The 19114-nt window shown below is 67.8% G+C and carries 2 protein-coding genes (1 of these 2 cut by a window edge); both read right to left on the bottom strand.

Annotated elements, in window-relative coordinates:
• Positions 1-28: 28 nt before the first annotated feature.
• On the bottom strand, positions 29-301 hold the full coding sequence (locus tag ACQP2D_RS05065) for an MbtH family protein (RefSeq protein ID WP_433682550.1): 273 nt from the start codon (positions 299-301) through the stop codon (positions 29-31).
• Positions 273-19114, bottom strand: the 3' portion of a protein-coding gene (locus ACQP2D_RS05060; RefSeq protein ID WP_433682549.1) for a non-ribosomal peptide synthase/polyketide synthase. It continues 6754 nt past the right edge of the window; only the last 18842 of its 25596 coding nucleotides appear in the window; the start codon falls outside the window, past its right edge — the gene reads right to left on this strand; the stop codon is at positions 273-275. Before ACQP2D_RS05060 ends, ACQP2D_RS05065 begins: the two co-directional genes overlap by 29 nt.

Raw genomic sequence — 19114 nt, 5'->3', positions numbered from 1 at the left:
GGATGTGTGACCGGCGCGCCCCGCCTATTCAGTTGGCTTCGGGGTGCATTGCGGCTATCAGCGAGTTGGGGCGCATATCGAGCCAGTGGGATTCGACGTAGTCGAGGCAGGAGCGGCGGGGGGCCGCGCCGTGGGCGATGGTCCAGCCGCCGGGGACGGCGGCGAAGATCGGCCACAGTGAGTGCTCGCCCTCATCGTTGATCAGGACGTAGAACTGGGCGTTGTCGTCGTCGAAGGGGTTGGTCACGGGAATTGGCCTTCCTGGGAGGGGTTCAGGTCCGGTCGGCGTGCGCCAATACATTGGTCAGGACGTGGCCGATGCGGGCGAGGGCGGATTCGGAGGTCATGCGCCAGTGCGAGGCCTGCACGGCGTGGTTGTGCACGGTGCCGTCGATGGCGTCGGACCAACTGGCCGCGCCGGTGGCCCCGGTGGGATCGTCGAGCGCGGCGGTGAAGTAGACGAGATTGCCCTTATAGGGCCGTGGGCGGTAGCGGGTGATGAGCTCCAGGGAGTGCGTGCCCGCGTCGAGGACCCGGCCGAGTCGATCGAAGCCGAAGGAGGCGAACGGTTCCGGGAGATCGGCGATGCGGCGGGCGAGTTGGGTGCGGTCGAGTTCGGTATCGGTTTCGTCGGCCTGTTCGCCGAGTAGTCCGCCGAGCAGATCGGCCACCGGGACCGTGGCCGTCTCGTCCACCGTGACGTGCAGTGAACTGTCCATCATGGCGAGCATCGCGACATGTTGGCCCTGGTCCTGCAAGTGGTTCGCGACGGCATGCGCGAGCACACCGCCGAGCGACCAGCCCAGCAGGTGATACGGCCCCTCCGGCTGCACCGCGCGGATCTCACGGACATAGTGCCCGGCCCAGTTCTCGATCGAATCCGGCAGCGCCGCCGCGGCATTCAATACCGGCGACTGGATGCCGTAGATGGCACGCTCGGGATCGATGTGCGCGGCCAGACCGGCGAACGACCAGGCGACACCGCCGACCGGATGGATACAGAACAGCGGCTCGCGGGCACCGCCGGGCCGCAGCGGCAATAGCACATCGAAGGCCGCCTGTGCGTCGACGCGGCCGCGACCGGAGCGGTGCAGTTCGAGGTGGGTGATGAGATCGGCCGGTGTCGGTGCGGCGAACAGCCACACCACCGGGATCTGTTCGGCGAGAGCCGAACTCAGCCGGGACGACAGTCGGGTGGCGAGCAGCGAATTGCCGCCGCGTTCGAAGAAGTTGTCGTCCATGCCGATGCGCTCGACCGCCAGCACCTCGGCGAAGGCGGTGCAGACCAGCTGCTCCAACTCCGTTTCCGGAGCGCGGAATTCCCGGGTGCCCAGCTCGGGCCGGGGCAGCGCGGCCCGATCGACCTTGCCATTCGCATTCAGCGGCAGGGTTTCCAGCCGCATCAGGACCGTTGGCACCATATAGCTCGGCAGCACCTCGGTCAGTGCGGTGCGCAGCACCGTCGGATCGACCGGCTCGGTGGCGGTGAAATACCCGACGAGCATGGCGTTATCGCCACCTTGCTGGGCCACGACGATGGCCTCGGACACCATCGGACGCGAACGCAGCGCGTGCTCGATCTCGGCGAGTTCGATGCGATAACCGCGCACCTTGACCTGGAAGTCACGGCGCTGCACGTATTCGAGATTGCCGTCGGCACCCCAGCGGACCATATCGCCGGTCCGATAGATTCGCGTGCCCGGTGCGCCGAACGGGTTCGCCACGAAGCGTTCCGCGCTCAGGTCCGGTCTGCCGTAATAGCCGCGGGCCAGTTGCGCACCACCGAGGTACAGCTCACCGGTCACTCCGGCCGGTACCGGATGCATCCGGTCGTCCAGCACATAGACCTGGTTCCCGGCTTCCGGTGTGCCGATCGGGACCACCGCGTGCCGAATGGCCGGGCCGGTACGGAATCGGGTCACCGAGACCGCGGCCTCGGTGGGGCCGTACAGATTATCGATCCGGGCCGCAGTGAGCGCCCGCATGCGATCGACGGTGTCTGCGGGCAGTGCCTCACCGATGACGAGCACCCGGCGCAGCGATCTCGGCAGCCGCCGGTCGCCGCCGACCTCCGCCACCATGGCCAATAGCGATGGCACCAGCGTCACGGTGGTCACCGAGGCGCGCCGGATCAGATTCAGGACACCCGACGGATCCCGTTGCGCGCCTTGCGGTGCCAGCACCACGCGCGCGCCGGCACGCAAGGCCGACCAGAACTCCCATACCGACAGATCGAAGGCGGCGGAGGTCATCAAGAGGGTGGCGTCATCGGTGTCGAGCGCGTATTCCGATTGCAGCCAGTCCAATTGGTGTGCGACCGCGGCGTGCGGGACCGCCACCCCCTTCGGTGTTCCGGTCGAACCCGAGGTGAAGATGACGTAAGCGGTGTTCGCCGGGGTCAGCGGCGTCACCCGTTCCTCGGCACGCACCGGACTGCTGTCGAGGACACCGGCGGCGATCGAGATATCCAGCACTACATCGTGCTCGGCCACGTTCTCGGGCAGCCAGGGCCGCTCGGCCGAGGTCAGCACCAGCGCCGGATTCGCGGCGGCGAGTACGCTCGCGGTCCGCTCCAGCGGATGGGCCGGATCGAGCGGCACATACGCACCACCGGCCGTCACCACGGCGTACATCGCGACCAGCAGTTCGACACTGCGCGGAATGGCGAGGGCCACCAGCGATTCCGGTCCGACACCGCGCCCGATCAGCGCGCGGGCCAGCCGATTCACCCGAGCGGCGAACTGACCGTAGGTGATCGTCATGGCGTCGTCGACGATTGCCACCGCATCGGGCCTGCGCACGACCTGTGCCTGGAATGCCTCGACGAGGGTGACCGGTGCCGTCTCGCGCTCGCTTCGATTCCAGGTCACCAGCATGCGTTCGCGTTCGGCGGGGTCGAGCAGGTCGAGATCACCGACCGGAACATATGGTGCGGCACAGATCGCGGCCAGCAGGCGCTGTAGGCGACCCGCGAAACCGGCGACGGTGGACTCGTCGAACAGTGCGGTCGCGTAGGTGATCGATGCGGCCATGCCCGCCGGATTCCCATCCGTGTCATAGCGGTCGGTGACCACCAGATGCAGATCGAATTGCGATACCTCGGAATCGAAATCGGCCGCGGTCGCGGTCAATCCGTCCAGTGTGAACTCGGCCTCGGCCTGGTTGTGGAAGGAGAAGCCGACCTGGAACAGCGGGTGCCGCGCGGTGGAACGCTCCGGATTCAGCACCTCCACCAGCCGCTCGAACGGCACATCGGCATGTGAGAAGGCGGCGACGTCCGCGGTACGCACCAGATCCAGCAGTTCGGTGAAGTCCGCGCCCGCATCGACCGGCGTGCGCAGCACCAGGGTATTGACGAACATGCCGACCACATCATCGAGTTCGGCCGCGCCGCGGCCCGCGACCGGGGTGCCGACCGCGATATCGGCGGTGCCGGACAGGCGTGCCAGCAGTACCGCGAATGCGGCGTGCAGCACCATGAACAGCGTCGCTCCGGTCCCGCGGCCCAGATCGGCCAGCGCCGCCTGCATTTCGGCGCCGATGGTGAAATCGACATGTCGGCCGCGGGTGGAGACGATGGCGGGTCGTGGCCGGTCGGTCGGCAGGGACAGTTGCGCGGGTAGTCCGGTGAGGGTTTCGGTCCAGAACCGGAGTTGCCGGGCGAGCAGCGAGTCCGGATCGTCCTCGCTGCCGAGCAGATCCCGTTGCCAGCGGCTGTAATCCGCGTACTGCACCGGCAGCGCCGTCCATCCGGGCAGCGCACCCTGCTTGCGTGCGGCATAGGCGAGCATCACGTCACGGGCCAGCGGGACCAGTGACGAACCGTCGGCGGCGATATGGTGCACGACCACGACGAGCACATGCGCACCGAGGTCGGTCGGCCCCTCGACCGGACGGAACAGCCGGGCTCGGACCGGAACCGCTTCGGTGACATCGAATCCGCCGCCGACGAAGTCCACCACCGCCGCGGTCAGATCGTCGACCGGCACCGGAATCGCGACCAGCACCTGCACTTCCGCGTCAGCCATGGGCAGCACCACCTGCACCGGGCCGTTCTCGCGCTGCGGGTACACGGTGCGCAGCACCTCGTGGCGCTGCACCACGTCGCTGATGGCCGTGTTCAGCGCCGCGATATCCAGCTCACCGGTGAGCCGCACCGCGAGCGGAATGTTGTAGGCGGTGGACTGCCGGTCGAGGCGGTTGAGGAACCACATGCGCTGCTGTGCGAGCGACAGCGGAACCGGATCGGTTCCGGTGCGCCGGGTCAGTGCCGGACGTATGCGCACCGCGGCCGGATCGGTGGCGGCGGTATCGAGGGCTGCGGCCATGGCCGATACCGTCGCGTTCTCGAAGACCAGCCGCACGCCGACCGAGACGTCGAGGCGCGCACCCAGTCGCGCGGCCAATTGCGTTGCGGTCAGGGAGTTTCCGCCGACGGCGAAGAAGTCGTCATCGACACCGACCGTCTCCAAGCCGAGCACATCGGCGAACACCTCGGCCACGATCCGTTCGGCCGCTGTCTCCGGCGCGCGGAAGGCAGCGGTACGGAACTGGGGCTCCGGGAGTGCCTTTCGATCCAACTTGCCGACGGGGGTCAGCGGCAGTTCATCCAGGACCATGATGGCCGCGGGCACCATATAGGCGGCGAGTGCGCGTCCGGCGAAGGCGGTCAGCTCGGCGGTGTCGATCGTCCGCCCCGCCGCGGCGACCACATACGCGACCAGCGAGACGGTGCCTGCGGCGTCGGTATGTCCGATGGTCACCGCGAATTCGACGGTGTCGTGGCTCGAGAGCACCGCGTCGATCTCACCGAGTTCGATGCGCAGACCGCGCACCTTCACCTGCTGGTCGGCGCGTCCCACGTACTGGATCGCGCCGTTCGCGGTCCAGCGCACCAGGTCACCGGTCCGATACAGCCGTCCACCGGCCGGACCGTAGGGGTCGGCGACGAAGCGATCCGCCGAAAGGCCCGGCCGCGCGTGGTATCCGCGAGCCAGACCCGGCCCGCGCAAGTACAGCTCACCGGTCACCCCGTCCGGCACGGGCTGCAACCGGGTATCGAGCACCACCGCGGACATGCCGTGGATCGTGGTGCCGATATCGAACCGGCCCGGTCGCAGCGGTGCGCTGATATTGGTGATGATCGTGGTTTCGGTCGGGCCGTAGGTGTTGTGGAAGGACCGTCCGATCCCCCAGCGCTGCACCACATCCGGCCCGTAGGACTCGCCGCCGACGGTCAACTGCTTCAGTTCGGGCAGCTCGCTCGGATCCAATGTCTGCAGCACAGCGGGAGTTATGAACATATGGCTGACCCGCTGGTCCCGGATCAGCGCGGTCAATTCCGCCCCGCCGTAGACACCGGCGGGTGCGATCACCAGCGCGGCGCCCGCGGGCAGTGCGAGCAGCAGCTCCAGCATGGACGCGTCGAAGCTGGGCGATGCCACATGCAGGACCCGCGACGCCGCGGTGACCTCGTAGCGATCCCGCTGTGCGCGTGCCACTCCCGCGAGTCCGCCGTGGGTGGCGAGCACGCCCTTCGGTATGCCGGTCGAACCCGAGGTGTAGATCATCCAGGCCGGATTGGCCACCTGTACCGGACGGGTCAGCTCCGCCGCGCTGAGCGGGGCCGCACTCGTATGCCGCATGCGCGCCGCGGTGGCGGGTGCGTCGAGAACCAGCCATTCGGTGGTTTCCGGCAGTGCCGTGCGGCAGGCGGTCAGCGTAAGACCGACGGTCGCAACGGAATCGGACAGCATGTGCGCGATCCGGTCGGCCGGATAGGTGGGATCGACCGGTACGAAGGCCGCGCCGGTCTTGGCCACCGCCCATACCGCGAGGATGGACTCGGCCGAACGCGGGATCGCCAGGGCGACGAAATCCTCGGCGCCGATGCCGTGCCCGATGAGCATTCGCGCCAGTCGGGACGACTGCTCGTCCAAGGCGCGATAGCTGAGTTCCCGATCCTCCGAAATCAGCGCGAGCGCATCGGGATTCATCGCGACGGCTTCGGCCATCAGCTCGGCGAGGGTACGCGGCGGGACCGGTGCATCACCGCGCCTGCCGAGCAGTTCGGCGCGTTCGGCCGGAGCCAGCACATCGATCGTGCCGACCGGCGCGGACGGATCCGCGGTGAGTGTGCCGAGGACCCGGCCGAATCGACGCAGCAACCCAGCAGCGGTGGCCTCGTCGAACAGGTCGGTGGCGTAGTTGAGTTCCACCGCGAGGTGACGGTCGGCATCGAGGTCGGCCGCGACGGTGAACTGCAGATCGAACCGGGCCACCGGCTCGTCGAAGGCAACGGCCGCCAGCTCCAGACCGGGCAGCGCAAAGGCCTCCGCGCCGGTGTTCAGATAGCTCAGTGCCACCGTGAACAGCGGATGTCTCGCCTGCGAGCGCTCGATGCCGAGTTCGTCGACGACGCGTTCGAAGGGGACGGTGGCATGGGCGAAGGCGGCCAGATCGACCGTCCTGGTCTCGACGAGCAGCTCGGCGAAGGAACGGTCCGGATCCGGATGCGTGCGCAGCACCAGGGTGTTGACGAACATGCCGACCAGATCGTCCAGCGCCGCCGCGCCGCGTCCTGCGACCGGGGTACCGATGGCGATATCGGCCGAACCCGAGAGCCGGGCCAGCAGTACGGCCAGCGCGGCATGCACCACCATGAAGGGGGTCGCGTTGTGCCGCAGCGCGAGTTCGTGCACCCGGGCGCCGATACCGCCGCCGATCCGGGCGCGGACATTGCCGCCGCGCTTGGACGCGATGGCCGGGCGGGGCCGGTCGCTGGGCAGTGCCAGCTCTTCCGGCAGCTCGCGCAGCGCCTCGGTCCAGTACGCGAGCTGCGGTACCGCGACCGCGTCCAGTTCGGCCGTCTGCCACAGCGCGTAATCGGCGTACTGCGCGGCGAGTTCCGGCCAGACGGGAGTACCGCCGAGCACTCGGGACAGGTAGGCCGACAACAGATCTCGCAGCAGTGGTTGCATCGAGTAGCCGTCCGCCGCGATATGGTGCAGCACCGCGACGAGCACATGGCTGGTCGCATGTTCACGCAGCAGCACCGCGCGCACCGGCACCTCGGCGGTGACATCGAATCCCGCAGTGAGGAATTCGGCGATCCGCTCGTCCACCGGACCGTTCAGGGGCTCGACCGTCAGCCGCACCGGAGCTGATTCGACGGGCAGGATCACCTGGTGTCCGGTGCCGCCCGCATCGGCGGGATACACCGTGCGCAGCACCTCATGACGTGCGACCACATCCGCGAACGCGGCACACAGCGCCGCCGCGTCCAGTTCACCGCCGATCCGCACCGCGACCGGGATATTGTGCGCCGCCGAATCCGGATCGAGCCGGTTGAGGAACCACATGCCGCGCTGCACCGGCGCCAGCGGAATCAGCTCCGGGCGTGGTCCGGCGAGCAAGGGCACCACCTGCTCGTGCGCATCGGCGTCGGCGGCCAGCCGGGCGGCGAACGCGTGCACCGTGGGCGCCTCGAACAGCGCCCGCACCGGCACCCGGCGACCGAGCCGCTCGCTCAACCTGGCCAGCACCCGGGTGGCGATCAGTGAATTGCCGCCCAGGTCGAAGAAGTTGTCGTCGGCACCGATCGGCGTCCGTGTCAGGACCGTCTCGAACGCGTCGGCCACCAGTCGCTCGGCCGGAGTGACGGGCGCGCGGTAGGCCACGCGGTCGAATACCGGTTCCGGCAGTGCATTTCGATCGAGTTTGCCGGAGGCATTGAGCGGGAAGGCGTCGAGTACCACGATCGCCGACGGAATCATGTACGACGGCAGCGCATCCGCCGCGGCAGCCAAGGCGGCCGCACGGAGACCATCTTGCGCGACACCGGTGACATGCCCGACGAGCTGATCACCGGTATTCGTGACGACAACACGGGCGGCGGCCTGCGAAACACCGGGCACCGCGGCGAGTACCGCCTCGATCTCGCCGAGTTCGATGCGCTGGCCGCGGAATTTCACCTGGAAATCGGTGCGGCCCAGGTACACCAGTTCCGGGGTGGCACCGCTGGTATCCCAGCGAACGAGGTCGCCCGTGCGATACATGCGCTCCCCCGCCGGGCCGAACGGGTTGGCGACGAACCGATCCGCGGTCAGATCCGGCCTGCCGTGATAGCCACGGGCTAGCTGCGTCCCCGCAAGGTACAACTCCCCCGCCACACCGGGCAAGGTCGGCCGGAGCCGGGAGTCCAACACATACACCCGGCTGTTCCACTCCGGATTGCCGATCGGCAGGACGGCACGGTCGATATCGCCGGTGACATCGCGGTAGGTGATGCTCACCGCCGCCTCCGTCGGGCCGTACAGGTTGTGCAGACGTGCGTCGCTCACCGCGCCGAAGGCACGCACGGTCTCACCGGGCAGCGCCTCACCGATGACGAATGCCGTGCGCAGTGTGTCGAGATCGGCACGCGCTCCCGCGGTTTCGATATGTTCGGCGAACGTGCTCAACATGGATGGCACGAAATCGGTCACGGTGACGCCGTATTCGCCGGTCACCGCGCCCAGGTAGCCGGGATCGCGGTGGCCGTCCGGGGTGGCCAGCACCAGCGTCGCGCCGATGCGCAAGGGCAGGAAGTAGCCCCAGAGCGAGACATCGAAGGTGGTCGCCGTCTTCTGCAGGTACACATCCTCGGCGGTGAGGCGGTACTCCGACTGCATCCACGTCATCTGGTTCACGATTGCGGCATGGGAGACGCTGACGCCCTTGGGCTTTCCGGTGGAACCGGAGGTGAAGATGACGTAGGCCGGGTTCCGCGGGTGGATCGGCGCGGTGCGCTCGTGCACCGCGATCGGATCGTCGGCGTAGCTTTCGAGCGCGACGGTGTCGATGTGCACCGTCGCACCGGTGTAACCGAAATCCGCTCGATCGCGTTCGGTGGTGAGCAGCACGGCCGGTGCCGCGGTATCGAGAATGTGCGCGATGCGCTGCACCGGATGATCCGGGTCGATCGGCACATACGCACCGCCCGCCTTGAGCACCGCGTACATCGCGACAACCAGATCGGTCGAACGCCGAATCGCCAAGGCCACCAGTGACTCCGGACCGACACCGGTCGCGATCAGATGGCGGGCCAGCTGGTTGGTCCTGCGGTCCAGTTCGCCGTACGACATGGTCCGGCCGGTGCCCGCGGCATCGGCCGCGAAGACCAGGGCGGTGTCCTCCGGTGTCGCGGCGGCCTGCGCCTCGAACTCGTCGAGCAGCATCTCCGCGACGAATGCGGTGTGCGCGGAGTCGTTCCACGCGGTCACCACCCGATCCAGCTCACCGGATTCGAACAGATCGATATCGCCCACTATCTGCTCCGGATCACCGATCACCGCGGCGAGCAGCCGGATGAAACGGGCGCCGAAGGTGGCGATGGTCGTCGCGTCGAACAGGTCGGTGGCGTAGGTGAACCGCAGCGCATCATCGGTGACGGTCAACTGCAGATCGAATCGGGTCGTCTCGTAGTCGATGTCGTACTCAGCGACCGTGACGCCCGCCATCTCCACCGATACCGGTGCGAGGTTCTGGAAGAACAGCGCGACCTGGAACAGCGGATGTCGCGCCTCGGAGCGCGGTGGATCCAGCACCTCCACCAGCCGCTCGAACGGCACATCGGCATGGGCGAAGGCATCGAGGTCACCATCGCGGACGCGACGCAATACCGACGCGAAGGAGTCGGAGCCGGGAACCCGAGTGCGCAGCACCAGGGTGTTGACGAACATACCGACGAGATCATCGAGTGCGGCCGCGCCACGACCGGCGATCGGCGCGCCGATGGCGATATCGGCCGTGCCGGACAGGCGTGCGAGCACGGCGGCCAGCGCGGCATGCACTACCATGAACGGGCTGGCATCGTATTGCGTTGCGATGGCAGCGATTCCGTCGCGCGCTGCCGCATCGAGCCCGATGGTGATGCTCGCCGCGGCATGGCTGGCGACAGCGGGACGCGGCCGATCCGTTGGCAGATCCAGTTGTGCGGGCAGCCCGCCGAGCGCGTCGTTCCAGTAGCGCAGTTGCCGTGCGGCCACCGATTCCGGATCGTTCTCGGCACCGAGGAGTTCCCGCTGCCAGAGTGCGTAATCCGCGTACTGCACACCCAATTCGGTCCACGTGGGGGCGGTGCCCGTGGCACGCGCCGCGTACGCGATGGCGATATCGCGAGCCAGTGGGGCCATCGAAAAGCCGTCCGCCGCGATGTGATGCACCACGACGGCGAGCAGGTGTTGCTGATCCGCTGGCGTGGCCAGGCCGATGCGCAGCGGTACCTCGGTGCTCACATCGAAGGGTGTCGCGACCAGATCCACCAGTGCGGCAGCGATATTCGACGGATCCAGTTCGACGATTTCGGGCACCTGTGAGCGGTCCAAGATCCGTTGGTAGCCCGTGCCATCGACATCCGGGTAGATCGTGCGCAGGGTTTCATGCCTGGCGATCACATCGGCGACGGCGGCGGTCAGCGCCTCGGTGTCGAGATCTCCGGTGAGCCGGATGGCGACCGGAATATTGTTCACCGTCTCGTCCGGATCGAAGCGGTTGAGGAACCACATCCGCTGCTGCGCCGGCGAGAGCGGGATCAGGTCGGGACGCGGTCGCGCGGCCAGTCGCGGACGGCCGCCGGTGCCGATGAGCCCTGCGGCGAGCGCGGCCAATCCGGCGACATTCGGGGCCTCGAACAGCATCCGCACGGGGACTTCGGCATCCAGCACCGCCCCGAGCCGAGCCGCCACCTGAGTGGCGAGCAGCGAATTGCCGCCGAGGGCGAAGAAGTTGTCATCGAGGCCGATCCGGTCGACGCCGAGCAGACCGCCCATGATCTCGGCGACCGTCTGCTCGGTCTCGGTCGCGGGTGCGCGGTAGGCGGCGACCTCGAATACCGGTGCGGGCAGTGCGGTGCGGTCGAGCTTGCCGGAGGCATTGAGCGGGAAGGCAGCCAGCACGACGAATGCCGAAGGCACCATGTAGGCAGGCAGCGCGGCCACCAGCTCCGCACGCGCCGCGTCGATATCGATAGACCCGCCGACCAGATACGCCACCAGCTGATCGCCGAGCCGATCATCGGAGCGCACGACAACAACGGCTTGGTCGACCGCATCCAGTGCGGTGAGCATGGATTCGATCTCCCCGAGCTCGATCCGCAACCCACGCACCTTCACCTGGAAGTCGGTGCGGCCCAGATACTCCAGCTCACCGTCGGCGTTCCAGCGGACGAGATCACCGGTGCGATACATCCGCTCGCCCGCGGCACCGTGCGGATTCGCGACGAACCGGTCAGCGGTCAATTCCGGCCTGGCCACATAGCCGAGCGCCAGCTGCGCACCGGCCAGATACAACTCGCCGGGAACGCCGACCGGCACCGGCCGCATTCGCGCGTCCAGCACCAGCAGCCGGGTATTGAACACCGGCCTGCCGATCGGAACCGAAACCGTATCGCCGGCGGTCACCTCATGGAAGGTGACGTCGACCGCGGCCTCGGTCGGACCGTACAGATTGTGCACGCTGGCCCCGGTCAGTTCGCGGGCCCGCTGCGCGATCGCCGCGGGCAGCGCCTCGCCGGAAGCGAATACCGCACGCAGCGTGCGACATTCGCGCACCTGCGGTTCGGCGAGGAATACCGCCAACATCGACGGTACGAAATGCGCGACGGTAATCCGCTCATCGTCGATCAGTCGCGCCAGATAGGCCGGATCACGATGGCCATCGGGCCGCGCGAGCACCAGACGCGCGCCGACCCGCAACGGCCAGAAGAACTCCCAGACCGAGACGTCGAAGGTCGCCGGGGTCTTCTGCAATACCGCGTCCTCGGCGCGCAGACCGTACTGCGCCTGCATCCACACCAGGCGATTGACGATCGCGGCATGCGATACCGCGACTCCCTTCGGACGTCCCGTCGATCCGGAGGTGAAGATGACGTACGCCGCATGCCCCGGCGACAGCACAGCGAGCCGATCCGCCGCGGTCAGCGGTGCTGGCGAATATCGGGTCAAATCGAGTCGATCGATCCGAACCTGGTGCGCCGTACCGACTTCCAGATCCACGCCCGCGGTGAGTACCAACACCGGCCGCGCGGTCTCCAGTACGTATTCGATCCGATCCGCCGGGTGGTCCGGATCCAGCGGCAGGTACGCGCCGCCGGCGACCGTCACCGCGTACATGCCGACCACCAGGTCCAGCGAACGCCGCATACCGAGCGCGACAATCGAATCCGGTCCGACGCCCTGGCCGACCAGCCAGCGCGCCAGTCGGTGCACCTGATCAGCGAATTCGGCATATGTCAGCGTCGCGGAGCGACTCGTTGAGGGGTGGTGGTCGGGCGACGGGTGGGCCAGCGTCGCGGAGCGACTCGTTGAGGGGTGGTGGTCGGGCGACGGGTAGGCAGGACTGTCGAATGTCAGGGCAATGGCATCAGGTGTCCGCAGCACCTGTTCCTCGAACAGCGACACCAGCGTCTCCGTGCCGTCTACCGGGAACGACGTATCGTTCCACCGATCCAGCACCAGCGCGCGCTCGGCGCGATCGAGCAGTTCGATATCGCCCACGCGGACGGTGGCATCCGCCACGACCGTCTCGAGCAGCCGCACCAAGCGGGCCGCGAACGATTCGACCGTCGTCCGCTCGAACAGATCCGTCGCGTAGCGCATGACCGCACGCACCGCGGTGCCAGCGCCCGCGGCGTGCTCGGCGAATTCCAGTGCGAGGTCGAATTGCGCGACCTGGTTGTCGATCGGGTAGGCGGCAACGTCCAAACCGGGCAGGCGCAACACCGTATCGTCGCGGTGCTCATAGGTCAGCAGCGTCTGCACGATCGGTGCGTGGGCCTGTGAACGCACCGGATTCAGCTCGTCGACGAGCCGCTCGAACGGCAGATCGGCATGCGCGAAGGCGCGGATATCGGTGGCCCGCACCCGGCCGAGCAGTGCGGCGAAGGTTGTCTCGGCCGCCACCTCGGTGCGCAGCACCAGGGTGTTGACGAACATGCCGACGAGATCGTCCAGCGCCTGCTCGGCGCGACCGGCCACCGGGGTCCCGATCGCCACATCGTCCACGCGAGCCAGGCGGGCCAGCAGGATCGCATAGGCGGCGTGCAGGACCATGAACGACGAGACCCCATGCCTGCGGGCCAGCTCAGCGATGGCAGCGGTCAGCTCGGCGGTGATCGCGAACTCGACCGCGGCCCCGCGCCCGGACGCGACCGCTGGACGCGGCCGATCGGCGGGCAGTTCCAGGACCGGGGCGAGCCCGTCGAGTTCGGTGCGCCAATGCGTGATCTGGCGCGCCAGCACGGATTCCGGATCATCGGCCGAACCGAGCACATCGTGCTGCCACAGCGTGAAGTCCGCGTACTGGACCGGCAGCGGTCGCCACAGCGGCGCCGCACCCGCGGTGCGAGCGCTATAGGCCACCATCAGATCGCGGGCCAGCGGAGCCGTCGAGACGCCGTCGGCCGCAATGTGGTGCACCACCACGACGAGCACATGGTCGTCGGGTGCGACCTGGAACAGATTGGCGCGCACGGGAATTCGGGTGCGCAGATCGAATCCGATCGTCGTGACGCCGACAATCGCTGCGGCGAGGTCGGATTCGGCGATATCGGTACGCGGCAGTGCCGGCTCGGCGCCCTCGGCCAGCACCACCTGAACGGGACCGGCTCCGTCATCGGGGAACACGGTGCGCAGCGATTCGTGCCGTGCCACGACATCACCCAGCGCCAAGTGCAGTGCCCGCTCATCCAGTGCGCCGGTGAGGCGAATGCTGATCGGAATGTTGTAGACGGCCGAGTCCGGATCGAGCCGGTTCAGCAGCCACATTCGAGTCTGTGCCAGCGACAAAGGAATACGGCCCGAGCGTGCTCTGGCCGCAAGTACGGCTCGGGTGGCCTGCGCGCTATCGGAATCGGTCACCCGAAGGGCCAATGCGGCTACGGTCGGAGCCTCGAAGATCTCGCGCACGGTGAGTGCGCACCCGAACGCGGCATTGGCACGTGCGACCAGACGCATGGCCAGCAGCGAGTTCCCGCCCCGAGCGAAGAAGTCGTCATCCGCACCGATGCGCACATCACCGCCGATCAGATCGGCGATGAGCGTGGCGAGCACCGATTCGGCGCCTTCGCCGGGAGCCCGGAATTCCGCGGTAATACCGGATATTTCGACGGCGGGCAAAGCGGCGCGATCGAGCTTGCCGACCGTGGTGAGCGGCATCTCGTCGAGCACCACCAGATGCGCGGGCACCATGTACCCGGGCAGGTGGTCGCGCACCTCGGCGAGCACCGCCTCCGCCGACAGCTCCGCCCCGGTGACATAGCCGACCAAACAGTCATAGCCGGAGGTGTCCTGAACCAGCACCACCGCGGCATTCGTCACGCCCGCCACGGCGGTCAGCGCCGACTCGATCTCGCCGAGCTCGATGCGCTGACCGCGCAGCTTGACCTGGAAATCATTGCGGCCCAGATAGACCAGGTCGCCCCCGCGATTCCAGCGCACCAGATCCCCTGTGCGATACATCAATCTGCCGGGCACCCCGAACGGATCGGCCACGAACCGCTCGGCGGTCAGCCCGGACCGTCCGTGATAGCCGCGGGCCAATTGGTCGCCCGCGAGATACAGCTCACCCGTCACACCGATCGGCACCGGCCGCAGCCGGGCATCGAGCACGTAGGCGCGGGTATTCCAGCACGGACGGCCGATGGCGACATCACGGCCGGATTCGGCGTCGGCATCAGTGAATTCGTGATAGACCGCCGAAATCGCGGCCTCGGTGGGACCGTACGCATTGTGCACCGCCCCGCCGACGTGTTCGCGAATCGCGGTGAGCAGATCCGGTGTGAGCGCCTCACCGCCGCAGTGCAGGTGCCGGAATGATCCCAGCGCATCCCCCATGCCCTCACCGATCAGCGCCGCGAGTACCGACGGCACGTATTCGGCGATGGTGATGCCGTGCTCACGCAACAGCCCGGCGAAGTAGGCCAGGTCGAGATGGCCGCTCGGGCGGGCGATCACCAGTGGTGCGCCGACCGCGATCGGCAGGAAGCATTCCCACACCGAGACGTCGAAGGTGAGCGGGGCACGCTGCAGAATTCGGTCATTCGCGGTGACCCCGTAGCGGAATTCGAGCCACCGCAGCTGATTCATAATGGCGCGGTGGGTGACCGCAACCCCCTTGGGGCGGCCGGTCGAACCGGATGTGAACAGCACGTAGGCCGTATTGTCCCGGCGCAGTGGCGCGCGGCGCTCCGGAAGCGTTCTGGCATCGAAGGCGGTGAGGTCGAGGTCGGCGAGATCGACCACGCGCACGGCATCGAGTTCGGGCAGCACCGCACCGCCCACCGCCAGCACCAGAGCCGGTGCGGCACTGTCGATCACCTGCGCGAGCCGGTCGGCCGGATGGGCCGGATCCAAGGGCAGGTACGCACCGCCCGCGCGCACGATCGCGTATATCGCCACGAGCATGTCGATCGACCGCAGCGCGGCCAGACCGACGATCGTCTCCGGTCCCACGTCCGTCGAAATCAGCCACCGAGCCAGACGGTTCACCCGTGACTCGAACTCGGCGTAGGTCACCGTGGTGTCCTCGAAACGCACCGCGACGGCATCGGGGGTCGCGACCACGCGGGCGGTCAGCAGATCGTCGAGGGTCGCCGGGGGCAGCGAGCGGGCAGTGGCATTGCGATCCGAGAGCAGCAGGCCGCGTTCGGCCACCGACATCAGCTCGACATTGCCGACGGGTGTGCGCATATCGCGGACCATCGCGCGCAGCACTCGTTCGAAACCCGACAGGAACCCGCTGACGGCTTCCTCGTCGAAAAGGTCGAGCGCGTAATGCAGATGGATATCGATACCGTCGGCCGAACCGTCGGCGGCGTAGCGGTCGGTCAGTGTCCAGTCCAGATCCAGCTGGATCGGCCCGGGACCGATATCGAGTGCGGCAATGGCCAGTCGGTGCAGTTGGAAGTCCGGCTTCGACTGGTTCTGCAGCGTCAAGGCCACCTGGTACAGCGGTGCGTGTGCCTGCGAGCGAACCGGATTCACCACATCGACGAGCTGTTCGAAGGGGACGACGGCGTGATCGAAGGCGGCCAGGTCGGCGGTGCGGACCGCCGCGAGCAGGTCAGCGAGCGTGGCCTCGGCACGCACCTCGGTGCGCAGCACCAAGGTATTGACGAACATGCCGACCAGATCGTCCAGGGCTTCGTCGCCGCGACCGGCGACCGGCGTGCCGACCACGATGTCATTGCTCGTGCTGAGGCGGCTCAGCAGTACGGCGAGCGCGGTGTGCAGCACCATGAACGGGGTGACCCGGTGTGATGCCGCCAATTCCTGGATGCCCTGGTGCAGATCGCGGTGCAGACGGCCGGTGATGGCACCGCCGCGGTTGGAGGCTGCCGCGGGCCGGGGCCGGTCCGCGGGCAGGGTCAGCACCTCGGGGACGCCAGCGAGCCGCTTGGTCCAGTACTTCAGTTGATGGGCCAGCAGCGAACCCTTGTCCTCGGCTCGGCCGAGCGCGGCGCGCTGCCAGATCGCGAAGTCCGCGTACTGCACCGGGAGCGGGCCCCAGGACGGGGCGACACCGGCACAGCGGGCCACATAGGCAGTGGCCAGATCGCGGGTCAGCGGTGCGAACGACCAGCCGTCCGCGGCGATATGGTGCACGACGAACAGCAGCACGTGCACCTGCTCGGCCGAGTTGCCCTGCGGCGCCGCCGATTCGTCATCGATGTGCAGCAGCCGCACCCGCAGCGGCACCTCGGTCGTGACATCGAATCCGCCCTGGGCCACCGTGGCGATGAGTCCCGGCAGCTCGGCCGCCGGTACCGAGCGCGCCACGAGTTCCACCAGCTTGGTTCCGGCGGGCAGCACCACCTGCGTCGCGGCACCATCATGTTCGGGATAGATGGTGCGCAGCGTTTCGTGCTTGGCGATGACATCGGCAATCGCACGTTCCAGCGCTGGCACATTCAGCACACCGGTCAGGCGCAGCGCGAACGGAATGTTGTATCCGCCGCTGGCCGTATCGAATCGGTTCAGGAACCACATGCGCTGCTGGGCGATGGACAGCGGAATCGGCTCGTGGCGCTCCTGGGCGGTCAATGGCGGCACCGCCGGTGGCGCGGTTTCGATATCGTCCGCGCGGGTGACGGAGATCCGGCGGGACAGCTCGCGCACCGTCGGTGCGTCGAAAATGGTGCGCACCGGCACATCCACACCGGTCGCCCTGGTGAGCCGGGCGGCGAGCTGCGTGGCGATCAGCGAATTTCCGCCGAGGGCGAAGAAGTCGTCGTCCGCGCCGACGGTCTCCACATTGAGCAAAGCGGTGAAGATCTCGGCGACGAGGGTTTGCGCCGGACCGGTCGGTGCGTGGAATTCGGTGGCGACCAAAGCCGGTGCGGGCAGGGCTTTTCGGTCCAACTTGCCGGAGACGGTGACCGGGAAATCATCGAGCACGACAAAGGCGGACGGCACCATATAGGAGGGCAACCGCCGCGACAGCTCGGATCGGACGACAGCCGTATCGACTGCACCATCCGCCACCAGGTAGGCGACCAGCTGATCGCCCGTGCCGTAATCGTCTCGGGCCAGCACGATTGCCTGTTCGATTCCGGCAACCGCCAGCAATGCCGACTCGATCTCGCCGAGTTCGATGCGCAGACCACGAATCTTCACCTGGAAGTCGGTGCGCCCGACGAACTCCAGCTCACCCGGCGCACGCCAGACGACCAGATCGCCGGTGCGGTACATGCGGACACCGGCCGGACCGAACGGATCGGCCACAAACCGTTCGCCGGTCAGATCGGCCCGGCCGAGATAGCCGCGAGCCAATTGCGCGCCGGACAGATACAGCTCACCGGGGACACCCACGGGTACCCGGCGCAGCCGAGCGTCGAGCACGTACGCGCGGGTATTCCAGTTCGGACCGCCCATGGGCAGTATGGCACCGTCGCTATCGGTCACCTCATGGGCGCTGACCTCGACCGCCGTCTCGGTGGGGCCGTACATATTGTGCACGCGGGCACCGGTCCGCGTTCGGGCCCGCTGCGCGGTCGCCGCGGGCAAGGTTTCGCCCGAGCAGAACACGTGCCGCAGGGCGGGCACATCGATGTCATCCGCGACGAAGATCGCGAGCATGGACGGTACGAAATGGGTGACCGTAATCGACTCGCGCCGAATCAGATCCGCGAGATATCCCGGATCCCGGTGACCGTCCGGCCGGGCCAGCACCAACCGAGCCCCGACCTGCAATGGCCAGAAGAACTCCGGCACCGAGACATCGAAGGCCACCGGCGTCTTCTGCAGCAGCGCATCGGTGCTGTCCAGCGCGACATGCGCGGACTGCATCCACAGCAGCCGATTCACGATCGCGCCGTGGCTCATCGCGACGCCCTTGGGCCGACCGGTGGACCCCGAGGTGAAGATGACGTAGGCGGTATTGGCGGCCCGAAGCGGTGCGTTCCGGTCGGCATCGGTGATCGGGGCGGCCGAATACCCGGACAGGTCGAGCCGATCGATGCGCACCTGCGACCCGGCGATATCCAGATCACGGCCCGAGGTCAGCACGCAGAGCGGTCGCGCGGTCTCGAGGATGTGGCCGGTGCGCTCGGCCGGATGGTCCGGATCGAGCGGCACATAGCCGCCACCGGCCACCGTGATGGCATACATGCCGACCACGAGATCGATGGAGCGGTGCATTCCCAGTGCCACAAGGGAATCCGGTCCGACGCCCTGCTCGATCAGCCAGCGCGCCAAGCGGTGCACCCGGTCGGAGAACTCGGCATATGACAGCGTCGCGGAGCGACTCGTTGGGGGGTGGTGGTCGGGCGACGGGTGGGCCAGCGTCGCGGAGCGACTCGTTGGGGGGTGGTGGTCGGGCGACGGGTGGGCCAGCGTCGCGGAGCGACTCGTTGGGGGGTGGTGGTCGGGCGACGGGTGGCCCAGCGTTGTCCCGTCGAAGGTCAGCGCGGGTGCGTTCGGGGTCCGCGCCACCTGGGCGGTGAACAAGGAAGCGAGCGTCCGGGTTTCGTCGATTGCGCGCGTCGTATCGTTCCACCGATCCAACAGCGACCGCTCGTCGGCATCCAGCAGCTCGATCTCACCGATCCTGGTCTGTGGCGTCGCGGCAGCGGCGG

Source organism: Nocardia sp. CA-119907, assembly GCF_050955995.1.
Lineage (GTDB): Bacteria > Actinomycetota > Actinomycetes > Mycobacteriales > Mycobacteriaceae > Nocardia.
The sequence above is the reverse complement of the archived record's forward strand: the minus strand, read 5'-3'. Positions and strand labels throughout refer to the sequence as shown.

What these genes read in the sequence shown, in the direction of transcription:
- ACQP2D_RS05065 (WP_433682550.1), bottom strand. Translation starts at nt 301, where the DNA reads ATGTATTGGCGCACGCCGACCGGACCTGAACCCCTCCCAGGAAGGCCA.